At 45.8% G+C, this 19,050-nt stretch carries 7 protein-coding genes; 1 reads left to right on the top strand and 6 read right to left on the bottom strand.

Annotated features, from left to right (window positions below; all coding sequences use genetic code 11):
- Positions 1–597: 597 nt before the first annotated feature.
- The 5 genes from FGT79_RS19145 to FGT79_RS19125 all read right to left on the bottom strand — a co-directional run bounded on the left by FGT79_RS19145 (position 598) and on the right by FGT79_RS19125 (position 13,808).
- Positions 598–1,854 (bottom strand): molybdopterin-dependent oxidoreductase, encoded by a 1,257-nt coding sequence (locus tag FGT79_RS19145; protein WP_138754450.1) that lies wholly within the window; start codon positions 1,852–1,854, stop codon positions 598–600.
- A 557-nt stretch (positions 1,855–2,411) separates the two neighbouring features.
- Positions 2,412–10,112, bottom strand: a complete 7,701-nt coding sequence (locus FGT79_RS19140) for an immunoglobulin-like domain-containing protein (RefSeq protein WP_138754449.1) — start codon at positions 10,110–10,112, stop codon at positions 2,412–2,414.
- A gap of 173 nt (positions 10,113–10,285) precedes the next feature.
- Positions 10,286–11,878: an extracellular solute-binding protein gene (locus tag FGT79_RS19135; protein ID WP_171056344.1), complete on the bottom strand. Its 1,593-nt coding sequence runs from the start codon at positions 11,876–11,878 to the stop codon at positions 10,286–10,288.
- 65 nt (positions 11,879–11,943) lie between these two features.
- Positions 11,944–12,834 carry a carbohydrate ABC transporter permease gene (locus tag FGT79_RS19130; protein WP_138754447.1) on the bottom strand — a complete coding sequence of 297 codons (891 nt, stop codon included), beginning with the start codon at positions 12,832–12,834 and terminating at the stop codon, positions 11,944–11,946.
- A gap of 50 nt (positions 12,835–12,884) precedes the next feature.
- The gene (locus FGT79_RS19125) at positions 12,885–13,808 is read right to left on the bottom strand and encodes an ABC transporter permease (protein ID WP_171056328.1); all 924 of its coding nucleotides are present in this window, start codon (positions 13,806–13,808) and stop codon (positions 12,885–12,887) included.
- A 1,386-nt stretch (positions 13,809–15,194) separates the two neighbouring features.
- Between FGT79_RS19125 and FGT79_RS19120 the strand changes: the two genes are divergently transcribed.
- On the top strand, positions 15,195–17,438 hold the full coding sequence (locus tag FGT79_RS19120) for a helix-turn-helix domain-containing protein (protein WP_138754445.1): 2,244 nt from the start codon (positions 15,195–15,197) through the stop codon (positions 17,436–17,438).
- A 155-nt stretch (positions 17,439–17,593) separates the two neighbouring features.
- Here FGT79_RS19120 and map read toward each other — a convergent pair whose 3' ends face one another.
- The gene (gene map / locus FGT79_RS19115; RefSeq protein ID WP_138754444.1) at positions 17,594–18,346 is read right to left on the bottom strand and encodes a type I methionyl aminopeptidase; all 753 of its coding nucleotides are present in this window, start codon (positions 18,344–18,346) and stop codon (positions 17,594–17,596) included.
- Between the last annotated feature and the right edge of the window lie 704 nt (positions 18,347–19,050).

Below are 19,050 nucleotides of genomic sequence, written 5' to 3'. Positions count from 1 at the left end.
ATACATTGCGAGCCAATCCCATTTTAGCATAATTAGACGTGGACAACTAGAGTCATTTCATGGGCTTGCAGGGAACAACATGGGTAGCGACTTCCCTACAGTAACCTTTCAATACATGCGCAGTTACTATACGTGACGAAGACCTATTATGAACACAAGTCGACCCCATTTCACTTGGAACCGGCCTGCTGGTTTTACTGATGCTAATGATTGGGGCGAATCGTTCAGCGCCCCCTAGCCTCAGCTTTGCTTATGGAATTGACGCAATAATCACGTCCGTTATGTTGGCTTCCCTCCAGCAACGGGACTGGTAAATGATACAACTTGTATATCGCTATTTTCTTACAATATCTGCAACTCGCATTAGAGTGAGGCATTGTTAAACTTTACCTGTCACTCTTAGCTTCATGGAGTCAGGTATGCTCTCCATTCTACGCTGCTCCTTTATTCCCAACGGCAAATCGGCTAGAGGCAAGCTTTCAGCACAAAAAACATCGCCCAGCGCTCATGGCCCTTACGACGATGTTTCCGTTTTAACTAATCCACTTGCTCCTTATCGTTTCATCCTCTTGCTTCTATTACATATCCAAAAATGAACTAAACCCACGCGTCGTTTGCATATCCGCGAGCTTCCCAATAGCCTACATGCTCACCTTTAATCAGCTCGATTCGATTCAACCATTTCACCGATTTATAGGCGTACATTTTAGGTACAACCAAACGAACGGGACCGCCTAGATCGCTTGGAATGGGCTTGCCATCATGCAACACCGCAACAATGACATCGTCCATATCGGCTTGTTCAAGCGTAAGGGTGTCCGTGTACACACCATCTCCGGAATAAAACTTCACCGTTTCAGCGCCGGACTTCACGCCTGCCATTTTCAACAACTCTTTGAGCGGGATGCCTTCCCACGTGTTTTTGTATACGGACCAGCCCGTCACACAGTGAAAATCACTCACTTGAACCGTCCGCTTCAGCGCTACGAACTTCTCCCAGTCCCATTGAAAGGACTGATTAACGAGTCCGTCAATCTTGAATGACCAATTCGCATTTGTGAAAGAAGGAATCGGAGTGACCGTGTACACCCGGAACTGCCCAATCGCACCGCCTCCCGTAGGCGGGGCCGATGCAGGCAATGGCTGTGGCAGCGGCACCAAACTATTCGCATCGTTTTCGATGAGCTTATCGATGGTTTGGCTTCCCCCTACACTGCCAAGGGAGGTTCCGAGCCATTTCAAGAAAGAGGGACCGACCGTTACAGCAAGTCCGAGCCCGATCGCGCCACGTATGAATGCTTTTCGCGTATAGACAGCCTGAGGCGAGCCCGCTGCTGGATGCAACGCCCCTTCTCCAGACTCGGCTTCCTTCCGTTCGTCCTTGACCGTGCGGCGGTTCGGTTCCTTCAGCCATTTGACCCGTGTAATCGAGTGGTAAATGATATAAGGCAGACCAATCCACGTCAGCAAATCATGCACAGTTAGCGCTACGTTGGATACCGATGGCCCTACCGCCTTGAACTGCCACAGCAGCACGCCGGAACCGAACCAACCCAGAAGCAAGCCAAGCACGACCAGCACATTAAACCGCTGCCATGGCTTTTGCTTCAACTGCTTCCAATGCTTGCCCGCGAGCAGCAGGTAATAGACGACAGGCAGAATCGATGCGATACCGACGACAATATGCGCCCATTTGATCCAGACCCGGCCTTCGCCTAGAAAGCCACGCCAGAAGCCGCCAATGAGAATAAGTCCAGTCAACGCCAAAATAACTACAATCCAGCCGTTCCACGCATGCAGCGACACGAGCTTTTTACCATAGCCTTTGCGCAATCGATCGATTAATCCGCTCATTCATGCCATCTCCTCTTCTTCTTCCCTATTCGTTCAAACTGCGCTCCTCAAAACCGATATTCCAACGGTGGAGAAATCTACCGTATACCTTTATTTGATTCCAGTTCCTACACGCGTCCCCTACCTAAGCCACCAGAATTTCATTCTTTTCTTCTATTATAACGCCGATCGGACATAGATACGACTCCATTACCATCAACCGCGCAGCTTCCTCATACTAATGTAAGATTCTTCGACCTGTCCCATCTACATTGCACTTTATACTATAGAATCCACTTTTAGCGACGATCGCAAACGCTACGTTGTCGTTACTGCAATCGAAAGAAGCCGCTATTAGACGATAACCATCTTTTCCGCACATTCTATTGTACTTTCTACAGTGTAGCGCTACGCAACCCGATCAACACCGTCTGAGATTGCACTAACTGCAGCATAGACACTCGCCTGCATCATGCTTCACACTTCATATATCAAAACCACCTACCTAATAACACGTCAAAAATAAAAAAACAGATCACCCTCATCGAGGATGATCTGCCCTTCCTTAAATCCAGCTATTAAAGCTTCAGCAATTTGAAAATAACGGATGCAGCCTGCGCACGAGTTGTGTGCTGCTTAGGCTGATAGCTGCCATCTGTGAAGCCGTTAATATAACCGGCCTCTTGCATCGCTTCGACCGCTTCAGCTGCATATGCCGAGATAGCGGATTGATCCTTGAAGGCTTGCGAAGCAGCGCTTGTTGCTCCGCTGTTCACACCTGCAAGTTCAACTGCGCGAGACAGCATGACTGCCATATCTTCTCTTGTAATGGATTCGCCCCCACCAAAAGAACCGTTCGCTTTGCCTTTTACGATTCCAAGCTTCTCTGCAGAAGCGACAGCCGCGTAGTACCATGCGCCTTCAGTCACATCGCCAAAGTTGCTGCTTGCCTGCTCATCAATAAGACCAAGCGCTCCAAGCAATTGTTGTACGAATTCTGCTCTTGTTACCGTTCTTGCTGGTTCAAAGCTGTCATTGCCTGTGCCGCGTACGATTTCTCTTGCAGCTAGAGCCTCGATCATCGATTGTGCCCAAGGCGCTTTCGATAGATCCTTAAAGACTACGCCTGCATGAGCTGCCGCATAACGGCTGAAGTGCTTAGGTTTGAAGCTAATCAAGCCTGTTGCTTCATTAAATTTCGCATTGCGTACAACCTCAAGCTTGCCGTCAGCGCCAATGTAATAGATTACAATTTGATGCGCCTTCTCGCCAGGTTGCAGCGTGTATTTCATTTCAACGGTAATAGGCTCAGTAGCATTAAACTCACTAACTGCCTTGCCGTCTACAGATAACGTAAAGTCATATACTGGATGACCACCAACCTGTGCTCTTACGCTCTCTGGAAGGTCCTCCGATTTTACGTTATGAATGACAACCTCAACCTGTTTAGAATCTGCTGTCAGAATTCCCGATGCCGCTTCCGTGCCAAAGTATACGGTCACGTCAGCCGTGCTTACCGCAACTCTCTTCACCGTTTGATTAGCATCAAGCAATTGATCAACAGGAATCGTTACTTTAAGGCCGCCTGAAGTGCTGTTATTGCTTGCATCTACCTTAATTTGCAGCGTAGTGCTTGTGTTTGATTCAATCGCCTTCTTCAAATCAGCCTCCGTGATGCGGGCATTCAGAACGCCGCTTCCATCAACAGATGTTTTCATTGCGATGCTTCCATCGGTTACGATGACAGAATCATTATTCGTGTTGCTTCCGCCGCCAATTGTAGGAGTAGAAACCGGCGTCGCTGTTGGCGTCGTCTCCGGCGTCGCTGTTGGCGTCGTCTCAGGCGTCGCTGTTGGCGTTGTCTCCGGCGTCGCTGTTGGCGTCGTCTCAGGTGTCGCTGTTGGCGTCGTCTCAGGTGTCGCTGTTGGCGTCGTCTCCGGTGTCGCTGTTGGCGTTGTCTCCGGCGTCGCTGTTGGCGTCGTCTCCGGTGTTGCTGTTGGCGTTGTCTCCGGTGTCGCTGTTGGCGTCGTCTCCGGTGTCGGAGTTGGTGTAGAATCTACCGCTTTCGTCTTCACCTCAAGAGCAGAAGAAAGTTCCGATTCGTCCGTATTGCTAACTGTTGATACTTTGTAATAGTACGTTGTGTCAGCGCTCAACTCTGTATCTGTGTAGGATTTAACCGCAACATCTTCCGCATTCACTTTCACGTAAACACCATCGATTTGGTTCGAGCGGTATACGTTGAATGTTCCTGTGTTGTCAGTTGACTGCCAAGACAATTTCACAGAGCTAGTCGTTACTTCATCCGTTTGCAGCCCGCTTGGAACACCATTAGGCAATTCCAACGTTGCTGCTTGTAATGCGGACGACTGTGCAGATTCCTTGCTATCATACACTGCTGTTACCTTATAGAAATAGGTCGTATCTGCTGTCAGATTTGTATCCGTGTAGAGACTCGCTGTAATAGCAGAACTATTCACTTTCACATAGCTGCCGTCAATAGAGTCAGAACGATATACGTTGTAACCTAAAGCAAGCGGAATCGCTTTCCATGAAAGTGTCAGAGCACTGTCTGTCGCTTCTTCTAGAGCAAGCTGTATAGGCGCGTTAAGCTCGTGTCCATACACCTTTACTTCACCAAGCTGAGGTGTGTACCAGTTGCTCGGATTATTGACAAGTACCGCATCAACAAGCTGTACTCTCACATATCTTGCTGTACCTGTAAGACTGTCAGAGGTGAAGCCGTATCTTGTATTGTCCAACTGATCGAGTGCTACTGTGTATTGGATACCATCTAGGCTCGTCTCAACCTTGAACTTATGATAAGCCTCGGAACCATTGTACAGGAACCAAGAAATCTGGATGCTGCTCAGGCTGTACTCCCCGCCTAGATCGACTTGCCACCATTTCGGCCAAGTATTGTTCTCTCCAACCCAGCTTGTCGTATAGTCGCCGTCATTCGCGAATTGTGGACGGTTCGCACCGCTCCAATCGCTCGCCGTTGCAGGTTTGCCAGCCGACAACAGCTGCCCATCCGTCTTGGACGATACGATACCTGTACTTGGGTCAACCGTAATGAAATCGGAATAATCATAAGAAGCTGTCAAGCCATTAAAGCTGATTGGCAGCCATACCCGCTTCGATGTCTTGAGGTCAGCAGGCTTCCATTGATTCGACATCATAATGTACGAAGTTGCTTCTGTGCCTTGAATCGTAAGCACAGCACCTGATTGGCCGCCGAATGTCGAAGCATTGCCGATCTTTTGCGGTTCACTCCATGGCCCTGTAATCGACGTTGCTGTCGAATACGTTCCTTGTGTCGGCTTCCAGCCTGCAGCTCCAGAGGAGAACAGGAAGTATACGCCATCATGCTTAACTAAGGAAGGCGCCTCGCGGTGCTTACCCGTATAAACGGTGATTGCGCTTGCGGTTTGGTCAACCGTCAAGTAGTCGCTGCTGAGCTTATACATTTTCAAATCCGAGTTCGTATTCGTTGAAGAGATCAGGTATGCTGATCCGTCTTCGTCTACAAAGGTCGTGAGATCGCGTGAATCATTGCCAAGTGGACGGAAGCTTCCTTGGAACACGAATGGTCCTGTTGGTGAATCCGATACCGCTGCGGCAACTCTTGCCAGATTGTAATCCGTATCATTCTCATAGTGGAACCATGCCACGTACTTACCGGTATCCTTGTTGTAAATCACACTCAATGCTTCCAGCTTGCTTGCTGCCAGCTCTGCATGTGATTCGTCGTTCAAGAGCACCTCTTCTTGAAGCGTCCAGTTTTTGAAGTCATTCGACTTATAGACGATCATGTCTGTGAAACGCATGCCGTCACCTATAGTCGTATAGTAGTACCAAATATCTCCTACCTTGAGATAACTTCCGATCGGCATCACATTGCCGTCTGTATCATACCAAATGTTATTGCGGTTATCGAAAATAATCGATGCTGCAGGTACAACGAAGGTTTTCGCGCTTACAGCTGCTGACAACCCAGATTCGCCTCCCGCATGGACCGCTTTCACTTTATAGTAATACGTCTTGCCAGATGCAAGCCCAATATCCTCGTAAGAGGAAGAGCTTCCTACATGAATTTTTGTGTAATCTCCATTCAAGCTGTCTGAACGGAACACCTCATAGTTGGCTGCATTCGTTACAGTGCCCCAACCTAATTGAATACTCGTCGTATCAGCTGAAGTTTGAACAGCCTTTGCTGTTAGACCAGTCGGCGTATCCAGCACCATGTTTGAGCTGTAAATTTTCACTTCATATAGTCCGCGGTACCAAGTTACGGTATTACCTGCGTTATTCGTATGTCCTTTTTGCCCTGTAATCGTTAATTTTACATAACGGTAGCTTCCAGTCAGCTTATCACTGTTGAAAGAAGGCGTTGTGTTTTGTCTTTTATCGACCAGCATCTCATAGTTGGTATCACTGCTCGATTTCTTTCCTTCAATTGTGTATTGATAATATACTTCAGAGCCGTTCCACTCTCTCCAGCTCAGATCAATACGACTTAGGTCAAAATCCTTACCAAGATCAACTTCCCACGTATTGCCGAAAGCCGTCGTTCCCGAATCGTAATACGTATCATAATTGCCATCATTCGCAGCTGATGCACCAAACCCCGATGCTGATGAGCTCGCTACTACCGGCTTGCCTTGCGATACAAGCAAATCCTTCGGTGTTTCGAAATGTCCAGTAGCCGCATCCAAATTCCAGTCTTCCGAATACGTAAGCTCTGCCAAGCCATTATCGAGCTGCAGCGGAAGCCAGATGTACTGAGACTCCCTTAGCGCAGTCGGTGTCCAGCGGTCGCCCACATAGACATAAGACGTTGTCTCCGAGCCGTACACGCTTACGATAAAGGAAGATTGCGTGTAATACGTAGCAGGGTCGCCAAATTTCTTCAACGAAGACCATGCATTCTTATCTTCAATATTGGTCGTTGTCGCATACATGCCCTGATTCGGGTACCAACCGGACAGACCGGAGGTAAACATGTAGTAGATACCGTCCTTCTTCACAATAGCTGGCGATTCGCGCTTGCCGCCAGGGAATGCCGTGTACAGGTATTCATCCAAATACAGATAATCATCCGTAAGCCTGAATACATTCATATCCGCATTGTTATTCGATGATGAGAACAAGTAGGCTTTGCCGTTGTCATCTTGGAAGACGGTAAAGTCTCTAGACTGCATTCCGCCAGGTTGGAAACGATTAACGTAGGTGTAATCGCCATCCACCGTATCGGATTCAGCTACGATCACGTTCGCTTGGTTATAGTTTCCTGATTCTTCCCAGTGTCCCCACAACACATATTTTCCTGTTTTGGCATTATACAAAATTTTCGGACGCTCAATCTTCGCGGAAGCAAGCTCCGGATGATCCAGCGGTGTAAGCACCGTATTGCGGTACTCCCATGATTTCAGATCCTTAGAAGCATAGATGGATACACCCTTCAGCACAGCTGAATTATGGCCTTTATCTTCCCCGAACCAGTAATACGTATCTTCTACTTTAATGATGTGGCCGCCATGGGCTTGAATCATGCCGCCCTCATCGTCATACCAGAACTCGCCATTGCGAATCGTGTCGCTGTACGCGCTATCGTCAATGACCGTCACTGAAGCTTGTACGCGAGTGCTCGTACCCTTCACCGTACCAGCAGCAGTAAAAGTACTTACAGCAGCATACTTAGATGAATTAATAACATCCCACTCGACTTCTGCTGTTACATAAAGATTGTTCGTGTAATCGATTTTCACTTGATCAGGCAGTCTTGGCTCAAAACCAATTCTTGTCGAAGTCTTCAACACATCAAGTGTTCTTGGTGTAGATAATTGGTTAACCAACTGAATCCATTCCGTCTCGTTAATCGGCTTAAAGTTACCCGATATCGCTCCGGATGGAAGCGTGATGCTGCCCGTATCCTTCGTCCAGTTGCTCGTTCCATTCGTACTCGTATACAGGGACCAAGCATCATTGGCATACTCATATTTGTACCATTTGTCTTCAGATATGAGTTTGAATGTTTGTTGTGGAGCAATATCCGTAATGCCCGCATTACTTGTAAGCTCGGTCCATGATCGGCCGTTGCGGCTTACCGCATAGAACAGTGTATCAACATTCGATACTTTTCTAGTAAAAGCTAGCAAAAAGCCACTGTTCGTATCTTGCTCTAATATAGTCACTGAGAACGATTTCGTTTCCGTCACCGTTCCTCTTGTGATTGTAGCTGTTAGCGTGACAGCCAGATCGCCTTTACCGTTCGCTGGGCGGCTAACCATGCCGTCCGGTCTTAGATTGACAGGGAAATCAGATTTCCAGCTAATAACCGTTTGATTCGGTCCCGCTTTCGGCAGCGTTAGCTTAGCCGTTACAGCACTCAAATCCGGCAGCACAAGTGCTGCTTTGTCAGTCGCTACCGCATCAGCATCAGCTAATTGCGCAAGAACAGTAGCATTAAAGGTTTTAGTTTCTACGGCATTACCGCGTTTAATTGTCGCAGTTAGTACCACACCGACATCCGGCTCACCAAGTTCTGGGCGAGTTACAACACCGCCCGCGCTGATAATAGCCGCGTCAGCTGACTCCCATGTGATCTTAGTACCGCTTGCTCCTTGAGCAGGCAGCTTGAGATCCGCCATGACTTTGCTAATGTCCCCTAGTGTTAATGCAGCTGTATCTGCCGCCACTTTAGCGGTATCCTCAGGAGCTGTGAACAAGGCAACTTCCGCTGGTCCAAGTGAGCGGTTGAAAATGAAGAAATCATCAATTTTAGCATCCATATACGGATCGGCACTGAAAACTGAGCGGCCGATGTAGTTAAGGAGTGTGTTGCCAAGATCTTTAGGACGAATGGTAACACTGTTGTTCCGTGCAACCTCGACGCCATTTACATACATAATGGCCGAACTGCCAGACAACGTAACTGCATAATGCACCCATTCATTCGCAATCTGTTGGGCTGGGCTAACGGTCGCAATTTGCTCCGCCCCACCGTTTTTGAACACGAAACGGGTTGCATCGCCATCTGTACTTGCTGTCAAGAAAATGTAATTGTTAGTCCCGATACCGATATCGAAAATTCTTCCCCACTTCTTGAGCGTGTCCTGCTTCACCCAAGTTGTAATCGTCATATCGTTTAATCCATTCAAAATGCCATTCGGAAGCGTAACGTGATCGTTAACACCGTCAAGATCAACCGCGCCGCCTGTATGGCCCGTCGTCCAAGCTGCTCCGTTTACCAGATTTGCTTTCGTCTGGTTGCTGCTTGCAGCGGTCGGTGATGCAGTCGTGCCCGACGTTTCATCGAACGTATAGGCAGCTACAATACCTGGCAATAAATCCGGTGTTGCTGGCAACACGAGTATCGTAGTTACAGGGAGTGTTGCAGCAGTCGCTTCGTACTTGTCAACCTCGGATGAGACGCGATAATAGTAAGTCACGCCTGAAGCGAGGCTCGTATCCGCGTATGTAGTAGCTGAACCACTGTATATCTGTGCATAATTCGAATTCTCGAGTGTCGAGCGATATACACGATAATTCGCTCCGCTCGCCGTGCTGTCCCAAGTCAATGTTACAGAAGTAGACGTTACATCTCCTGCATGTACATTGGCAGGAGATGTTGGTACAGGACTTGCAATGCTTCTAAGTTGAACATCGTCCAAGCCAGACTTCTCCCAACGAGAACGAAAGCCCGCTTTACCGGAAGCTAGAGAAGTATCTGTTACTTGCGTGATCAGTTTATTGTCCACATATGCTTTAATGACACTGCCCTCAACCACAAGACGCATGGTATACCACTGGCCTGTTGTAATCGTTGTCGTAAAGTCATTAAGCGTCGTGACTGTTCCGCCTACTTTTTTGGAAAGCGAGTACTTGCCGTCGCCTAACTGAAACATATAATAGTTATTTACGTCGGTATAACGGGCTAGTATACCTGGAAAAGACCCATTTGCTACCTTTTTGACCTTTGCTTCATACACATAGTTGCTGCCTTGGCTATTATCAATTAATGCGATTGCTTCATCGCCAGCGCTTACGTTCAGCATCTTGTTGCTGACGTTAGCCGGATCATTCGCTACAGTAATAATAGATGTATTGTTTAGAGTCCACCCCACCGTGTTGCCATCTTGGAAATCATCCTCGAATAATACAGTCGAAGGCTGTGAAACTGGAACATCCTCCGCTGAAGCGTAAGCAGGGATAATGCTGGAGAATACGATTATAAAGGCCAGTAGTAATTTGGATAGTGCAGGAGCTGATTTCATCGAGCTTTGTTCCCCCCATTCGGTCGAATTGGAGCGCTTACGAGAAGGTCGTTACCTTCAAGTTATTGTATTTTCAAATATATGGATAATTTGTAAGCGCTGTCTTAACTCTTTACAATCAAGGCTGCCTCATCGGTAGAAGCTCTACCTTTGAGACAGCCAGTTTTCAATGCTTATTTAATGCCTTGTGCTTCTACATAAGCAAGCCATTGTTTTGTGTACTCAGCTTGAATTTTTTCAAGACCAGCTTGGTTTGCTTTTTCCATGAAAGTAGCTAGGCCATCATCCACGTTTTTCACAAGACCAGCATTAAGCGGGAACAGGTATTGCTTCTCCACTTGCTCAAGAGCTGCTCTCTCAGCTTGGTAAGCTGTGTAGTCCTCAGCGAAACCTGTGAACTTATCCGGTGTTTGGATTTTATCAAGTTCATCGAAGATTGCTTTTACGCCATCATAGTTTTTGTCGAATAGCATGAACTCGGGATTTCTCCAAGCCCAGCCGTTCATACCCTCACGAGAGAAACCATTGGAGTTGGAATCGCCAAGCATAGAGTAGTAGCCGTCTTTGATTTCATAGTTTTTGCCTTCAACGCCGTACTGTGTAAGAAGGTTATAACGTTTGTCAGTTACCATTTTCTCGTAGAACGCAAGTGCGCGCTCAGCGTTTTTGCTGCTAGCTGGAATAGCGAAACCGTTGTGGATCGGGTGAACCGGTGTTGCAATTCCGTTTGTTAATGGGAACGGGTGGTAGCCAAGCTTCCAGTCCGGGTGAGTCGCTTGAATTTTGATAACCATATCGTTGAAACGAGTAGGGTTGTCGCCAAGAAGAGCTGCTGCTCTACCGCTTGTTACTTGATCTTGCAATGTATCTTTAACGGCTAGAACGTTTTTCACCATGTAGCCGTTATCCTGCCAACGCTTCATCGTTACTAAATCTTCTTTTTGTACATCTGAACCCCAGTAGCTAGTTACGTCGCTTGGTGTTTTGTAGTCTACTTCAATACCGTAAGGAAGAGCGCCGATTGGCGTATGTGCAATGCTTTTGTACACATCCATAAGGTTCGTTTTCACATCAGAGTTCATGGACAATGGTGTCATTGTCGGCTCGTTTTTCTTGATTCCATCCAAGTATTGCTCGAATGTTGCAACATCAACTGGTTTAGGCAGATTGTACTTCTCACGAAGATCCTCACGCCATACAAAACCGTTCGTTACATACTCTTTGTACGTAGCTGGAACTGTGAAAATTTGGCCGTCGATTTTAACAGCTTCCCACATATCTGCTGGTACATAAGCGTTAAGTGTTGGTGCAGCTACAGGAAGAATTTTATCAAGCGGCTGGAATGCACCTTTTTTTGCATACGATTGGTATTGTGTCCACTCTGCTGTGAAGATCAAGTCAACTTGTTGGCCTGAACCTAGAAGCAGTTTGTATTTTTGATCCCAATCTGTCCAAGAAGTGTAGTTGAATTTAACGGTAGCATTCAAATCTTCCAATGCCATTTTGTTTACTTGCTCTTGAATAGATGCAATGTCTTTTGGAGCATCACCTAGCATATAAAATTGCAATTCCACTTTTTTCGAAGTGTCGATACCTGGTTTTTCTGTACCTTCGTTTGTTGTGCCCTCTGTCTCTTTCGGGGCGTTGGTAGCCGTGTTGCCGCTATTTCCATTGTTGTTCGATCCGCAAGCTGCTAGTACGCTGATAAACATGATAATTGATAGAAACATAGTGACCGTTTTTACTGCTTTCTTAGTCATGTGAATCCTCCCTTTTAATAAGTACTTATCTATGTTAGCTAGATTCGGAATAACTCTTTCCTCGTCTAGTTCTAACCTTTAACTGCGCCAATCGTCAATCCTTTTACGAAATAACGTTGTACGAACGGGTACAGGAATAGGATTGGTCCTGTAACGATAACGGACATTGCCATCTTCGTTGATTCGGTCGGCATATCTCCAAGCGAGACGCCTGTTCCTGAGCCCATTTGTGCCACGAAGCTCATCGCGTTAATAACGTTGTACAAGTAGTATTGCAGCTGGTACTTCGTCGTGTCGTTGATGAACAACGAAGAAGTGAACCAATCATTCCAATAGTGCAGCGCTAGGAACAAGCCTACCGTTGCGATACCCGGCATAGAAAGCTGCAGAACAATTCTGCTGTAGATCGTGAAGTCGTTGGCACCATCGATTTTCGCGGATTCAATGACTTCATCTGGAACGGCGGAGCGAATAAAGTTTTTCATCAATATAATAAGGAAAGGCGTCATAAGGCCTGGTAAAATCAATACTTCAAGCTTATCGGTTAGCTTCAGGTACTTCGTAATCAAGATGTACCATGGTACAAGTCCGCCACCGAACAGCGTTGTGAAATAGATCATGAAGGCGAAAAAATTCCGGTATTTGAAATCTTTACGCTGTAGAACGTAGCCGGCCATTGTCATAAAGAACAAGCCGAGCGTCGTACCGATAATCGTTGTCATCGTTGTAACACCATATGCAGTCAATACCTGCTTAGGAAAACGGAACACCGTCGCGTAACCCTCGAAGGAGAATACGGTCGGAATCAGATGGTAGCCATCCTTGATAATCGCATCATTCTGTGTGAAAGAAGCCGATATGATAAGCAGGAACGGGAACAAGCACAGAACCGTCGCTCCTAGTATGACTACGAATGCAATGAGTCTAAACCACTTCATATAACTGTCGTCTTTAATTTTCACTTTAGAACCTCCTACAGTAAGCTTGGCTTGTAGCCTATACTTCAGATCTTTTAGAACAATGCGTATTCGTCGTTAATTTTCTTAATGATGTAGTTGACGGTCATGATAAGCACGAATCCGAATAGCGATTGATAAAGACCCGCTGCAGTCGACATTCCGATATCGAATGTTACTTTCAATGAACGATACACATACGTGTCAAGAATATCTGTCGTATTGTACAGAACGCCATTGTTACCAATGAGTTGGTAGAATAGATCGAACTGTCCTTTCATAATGCTGCCGAGTGCGAACAGCAGGAGCATAACGAAGGTCGTCTTAAGCATTGGAACCGTGATATACCAGATACGTTGGAAAATGTTCGCTCCGTCGATTTTGGCAGCTTCATAATACTCTTCGCTGATGCCTGTAATAGAAGCTAGGTAGATAACCATGCTGTATCCGATGTTTTTCCATAGGTAGAAGATAATGATCAAGAATATCCATACCCATGGTGTATTGTAGACGTCAACACTTTCCATTCCAAATGATTTCAGTGTTGAGTTCAGGAATCCGCTCTCATAGTTGAAGATGTTATACACGATAACGCTTAGAATAACGAAAGATACAAAGTATGGAAGGAACATGATCGATTGCGTGAGCTTCTTAAACCACTGCAACCGCAGCTCGCTTAGAAGAATCGCCAGCGCAATGGCCAGTACGTTTCCGAGTAGAATAAATACAATGTTGTACCCAATCGTATTTAAGGTTAGCCTTGCAAGAACCCCCGATTGCCATAGAAACTTAAAGTTGTCGAGTCCAACGAATTGACTGTTGAACAAGCTTGTGTTGAAGTCGAAACGTGTGAAGGCGTAATATACACCTACCATTGGTACATACGAGTTAATTAGGAAGAAGATTAATGCCGGCAGTAACATAAGGAAGAGTATACGGTTCGTTACCAGTTCCTTAAGCAATCCATTTTTTTTCAACATACAGATGATGTCTCCTCTCACAGCGTTCTTTTCTATTTTTCTAATATAAGAACGCATACATGATGCACTCATGCGCTGCTTATACTACTACTCGCGAAACGTTCTTCCGCTCTTAGGGCAGCGGTGTCAGTTGTGTTCGCTAGTAGGTCGTCTGCTCTGTTAACAACGTACATCTTTCAGGCATTTGCGGGATAGAGTAAGAAAGCAAATTCAGTGAACGAAATAGTGAATGAACGAGTGAACGATTTAAACTTTTATGCAGAAACCATTGAATTCACTAGCTTTGTGCGCAAAAGAAGCATAAATCCGATCACCCTGAATAGGTATTCGTAACTAATTACGGATTGAAAATCGGGACTTTGCAGGGCGAATTTCGTAGAATGTTGTCGAGCGAACTATCCTTAGGCTCTTAAACGCCTGTATATTATATAGAAGAAACACCTCTTCGAGTGGTGCATGGCTTAAAACCGTGCATCTCTGCCATATCCAATGTGCAAAAGCCTGATTTCTCAGCACCTTCTGTATGGTTACTCCGCGATTCTACACATGATCGGAATGCTCTTTTGTACATGAACAAGTGATTTAACTGAGAATCAGTTATAAAAATAACCAGATGGCTGTCTACCCGATCGTTTATTCGGGATGGGCAGCCTCCTGGTTGTACGAAAAGTCTTATGCTTGTTGCAGATTCATTACACCAAACGGCTCCAAACAGGCCAAATCATTTATCTTTTAATTGGCGAGCTGGTCAATATAAGCTGATTCCTCCATCTTAATGAAGCCAGAAGCATTTACCAACAGTCCTCCGTTCAGCTTCATTAATGGAAGTAACATTGCTGCCACCACCTTTGCTCCTTCCAAAATGGCATATGAAGCAATTGAGATACAAGTCTGTATGGACACCTCACACTTACGCATTCAATATTCACATGCTCGTCATACGCTCATTAACTCTCAACTACATCCACAAGCAGCACATTGTCGTACTTGTGCGACATCCAAGTCGGCTATGCAGCAGTCGAAATTGCAAGGTGCGCATAAATCCCATTTTCTGTGATTAGCACCGAATTCAGTGACTTTCTATAGGAAAACGCGGCTTATTATCACTAAAATCACAGGATTTCACCAGTAAGTTCACTTTGGTATAGATTGTTCACTTCATAAAATCAGCTTCATTCACCTTCATAAATTTCATTCATTGCACCTAGCAATAGGTGACGATTATAATAATGAAAGCACCTAGTGAGTGCAGAGTGAATTATTCGTACAATTTCAAAACTCACCCTATTTTTAAACAGCGATTATACGGAAGCGCTTTCCTGATAATAGTGAACAAAGCTGTTCGTCCGGCAAGCTACCATACATACACATAGAGGGGGAGTTTGAGTGCCAGCCGTACAATTGAAAAACAACGGGAAATTATACAGTAAACTACTGTTCACAATTACCTTGTGCATTGTACTTACCTTATTAGTGTCCTCCTTGTTCTACTTCTTCACTTACATGCAGATCGATTTGAAGAAGGCTTACCAATCCGATGTCAGTAACCTAACCCAAACAAGTAAAGAAGTAATCAGCATGACCGAGAGCGCCCAATCGCTTTCTTTCCAAATGTATCGAACCTTTACCATCTCCAAGCTTATGTTTTATAACGATCCGAATATTTATGATGTGACGGCCGCGATGAACGAGTTGAACAACTACCTCAGCTCTATGCCATTCATTGAATCGATCTATGTATACAATTCGGCCAATGGTCAATTCTATACAGCTGGACGGCAAGGCGAAAGTGGTACATTCAGTAAGGACAACCTTGCGGATCAAGGTATTCTCGACATTCTTGATAATTTCAAGCAGTACCGTCCGTTTACACCTATTCCTCGGACGTATGTTACCAAAAATCTGAATGGAGAGCAGTTAACGAAAGCCTACACCTATCTAGGTTATGATGCTGTCGGCAGAACACAAAAAATTAACTCTGCCGTCATTATCAATATTTCGTCTGCTTGGATTAATAAAGATATCGGTGTCAATAAAAGCGACAATGAAGGAAAATCCTATATCTTGGACAATGAGGATCGTTTACTATCGGGCGATACGCTTCTTCCAAGATCCGTTAACGATAAGGATTCCGATTTTATTAACAAGAACATTAAAAACCAGCCATCTGGCTATGTAGTTACCAACTTTGAGGGTAAGAAATCACTTATTACTTTTACCTCGCCAGATACGCTTGATTGGCAGTATGTACGCATAACGCCATACAAGCAAGTGACGAAGGCTATTTATTCCATCCGGAACACGACAATACTAATCGCCGTCATTATTCTCGTCATCGGCTTATTTATTTCATGGTTGCTGTCTCGCATGCTGTACCGTCCTATTCATCAAATCATGAACAAAATGAACATTCTGGAAACCGAGAAGCGAAACAGTTCCTATACCATTAGGCAAAATATGCTGCGAAGCCTGATTCAAGGGTCACAGTCGCTGCAAACGAGCTCACAGCAGCAGAAGCTGCTGCAAAGCGGCATCACATTCGATTTCAATTCCAGTTATCGGGTTGTCATGCTGCGAATCGATAAGCTTGCTGCCTTGAAGCAAACGCGCGGCGACGATCTGCATGTCTACAAATTCGCCGTTATGAACATCGGCGGGGAAATTGGATTGAAGCATTACCGTGTTGAAACCGTTGATATGGACGCGGATTACGTCATTATGCTGCTTAACCGTCTCGATCATTCAGAAGAGCCTGACGATGCTCTGCTTCGTGATATGTTGACCCAAATTCAGCAATCCTCTTTGGATTTCTTGAAGATCGGTCTTTCGGTGACCTACAGCCCAGAAGGCTTCCAATCACAGCAGTTGTCCAATCTGTACAAGCTTGTCAAAGAGGCTTCCCAGCATCGTTTATTTTACGGGCTTGGCTCGCTCATTGATGCAGAAGATATCATTTCCTTAAAGTCGAAAGAATATAACTTCCCTGTCGACAAGGAGCGGAAGCTGACTGACGCATTGATGACTTCAAAAACGGAAGAAGCAAAAAAACTGTTCGCCGAAATTGTACAAGAAACTGCCGCCTTTCCGATTCATGTCGTCCATCTTGCGATCTCGCATTTGACGATGACCGTTAACAATATATTGTTCACTATTCAGAAAAATAACAGCTTGGATGTGGAAGCCAGCTTGAGCATTCACATTCCTTCGCCAGATCATTTTGAAACCATTGAGGAACTGAATGAGGTTTTCTTCGCCTTATTCGATGACATTCAAGCGAAGCTGTCGACGAAGCGTTCTACAAAGCAAGGTGATCTGATTCGCAGGATTAATGATCTCATCCAGAAAGAATATGCAAATCCGAATCTTAGTCTCAACTGGATTGCAGATGAGCTTGATATGTCTTCCATCTATTTGAGCCGGGTGTATAAGCAGCAAACATTGGCTGCAATCGTTGATGTTATTAATACCGTCCGTCTCGAGCGTGCCAAAGAATACTTAGAGAACACCGACTACTCTGTTGTAGATATCGCTGTGAAAAGCGGCTACACCAGCAGCTCTTACTTCCACCGCATGTTCAAAAAGAGCTTCGGCGTAACTCCATCGGATTATCGTAAAACGAAGCTTAGCTAGCAAGGAAAGAGGCAGGCGTCATAACGACGCCTGCCTCTTTCTTACTCCTCCAAAGCAATGATCTTGTGCCATTGTACTTCTCTATAAATAACCGATTGAAGTCAGCATTGGCTGCATCATCCGGTCTCTATGTTGCTTTCATGCAAGAGATCTTTTCAGTCCCAACGTGTTAATACGATAGGACCTTCCTTGGTAATAGCAACGGTATGCTCGAACTGTGCTGCCCATGCACCGTCCCGTGTACGCGCCATCCAGCCGTCCTGCGCAATATAGACATCCGCTCTTCCGGCAGTGATAATGGGCTCTATCGTAATGACCATGCCTTCCTCGAGCACAATTCCTTGACCAGGTATGCCGCGGTGCATGACCTCTGGATATTCATGCATATTTCTGCCTATGCCATGGCCTACGAATGCGGTAACCACATCGAATCCGGCTCTCTCTGCCCGAGATTGTATTGCATAACCTATGTCCCCTAGCCGATTGCCGTGTACTGCTTGCTTTATACCGTCCTGCAACGATTGCTCAGCGGCCAAAAGCAGCTTTTCGGCAGCCGTGTTTATTTTCCCTATCGCATAGGTCCAAGCAGAATCTGCTTTCCAGCCATCTACATCAGCTACCATATCAATGGTAACAATATCCCCCGTCTCCAATGGTTCCGAATCAGGAAAACCATGGCAAACAACCTCATTAACAGAGGCACATGTTGCGAACGGATAACCTTTATACCCCTTTTGGGCTGGAGTCGCACCCCGATCCAACATGAATCGCTCCACAAATCGATCAATTTCCTGCGTTGTAACCCCTGGCGCAATCCGTTTTGAGAGAGCTTTGTGGCAGGCAGCGACAATACGGCCAGCCTTGCGAATACCTCGAATATGTTCCTTCGTTTTCAGATCCACTGCCATGTGTGTTCAAACCTCCTTAAGGTTTTACGAAGCAAGTTAGTGGCAAAACATCTAGCAACGCTTTGCAGTAACAAAATCCACATCGTTCAGCAAATCATTCAGGCATAACGAGTGGATTCGTTTATGTATAACTTATTCGCAGAAAAGGAGACACATGCCCTCCAATATGGCGAAATTATAGACACCTTTAGCTTGCAATAACTGTTGGTAGACTGACGGAGGTTTTCCACCTTATGCTCACTTATAACCTACTGCCGCCTCGCGCCCCTATCCTGCTATTGTGCAAGATAGCAACTGAAGTGTTTGCTGTTTGCTGTGCTCTGCTGACTGGCTGTTGCCGACTCGACTACCAATTAATTGACTCCCTCACATGAGCTATCCTGCACTCCTGCAGCAACTTCGTCCCTCTGGCACACTTTTTACCGCCTATCCTGCACGTTTGCATTAACTTCACTCTTTCGGAACCTTCAACACACGATTTTGGGCTCCATTTAGAATCCTATCCTGCGGGCGTGCAGGATAGCTGCCTTTCACGACCCTTTTTCTGTCTCTATCCTGCGGACGTGCAGGATAGCTATAGATGTGTGTTGAAGTGCGTGACTAGCAACACGGTAAGCGGTTTGAGGTGTTGGTTGGTTGGTTGGTTGGTTGGTTGGTTGGTTGGTTGGTTGGTTGGTTGGTTGGTTGGTTGGTTGGTTGGTTGG

The organism is Paenibacillus sinopodophylli, assembly GCF_005930355.1.
Classification (GTDB): domain Bacteria; phylum Bacillota; class Bacilli; order Paenibacillales; family Paenibacillaceae; genus Pristimantibacillus; species Pristimantibacillus sinopodophylli.
This window is presented reverse-complemented; position numbering and strand designations above follow the sequence as displayed.

Bases quoted from the DNA above. Each gene is read 5' to 3' on its own strand.
- FGT79_RS19145 (WP_138754450.1), bottom strand. From the start codon at position 1,854: ATGAGCGGATTAATCGATCGATTGCGCAAAGGCTATGGTAAAAAGCTC.
- FGT79_RS19140 (WP_138754449.1), bottom strand. From the start codon at position 10,112: ATGAAATCAGCTCCTGCACTATCCAAATTACTACTGGCCTTTATAATC.
- FGT79_RS19125 (WP_171056328.1), bottom strand. From the start codon at position 13,808: ATGTTGAAAAAAAATGGATTGCTTAAGGAACTGGTAACGAACCGTATA.
- map (WP_138754444.1), bottom strand. From the start codon at position 18,346: ATGGCAGTGGATCTGAAAACGAAGGAACATATTCGAGGTATTCGCAAG.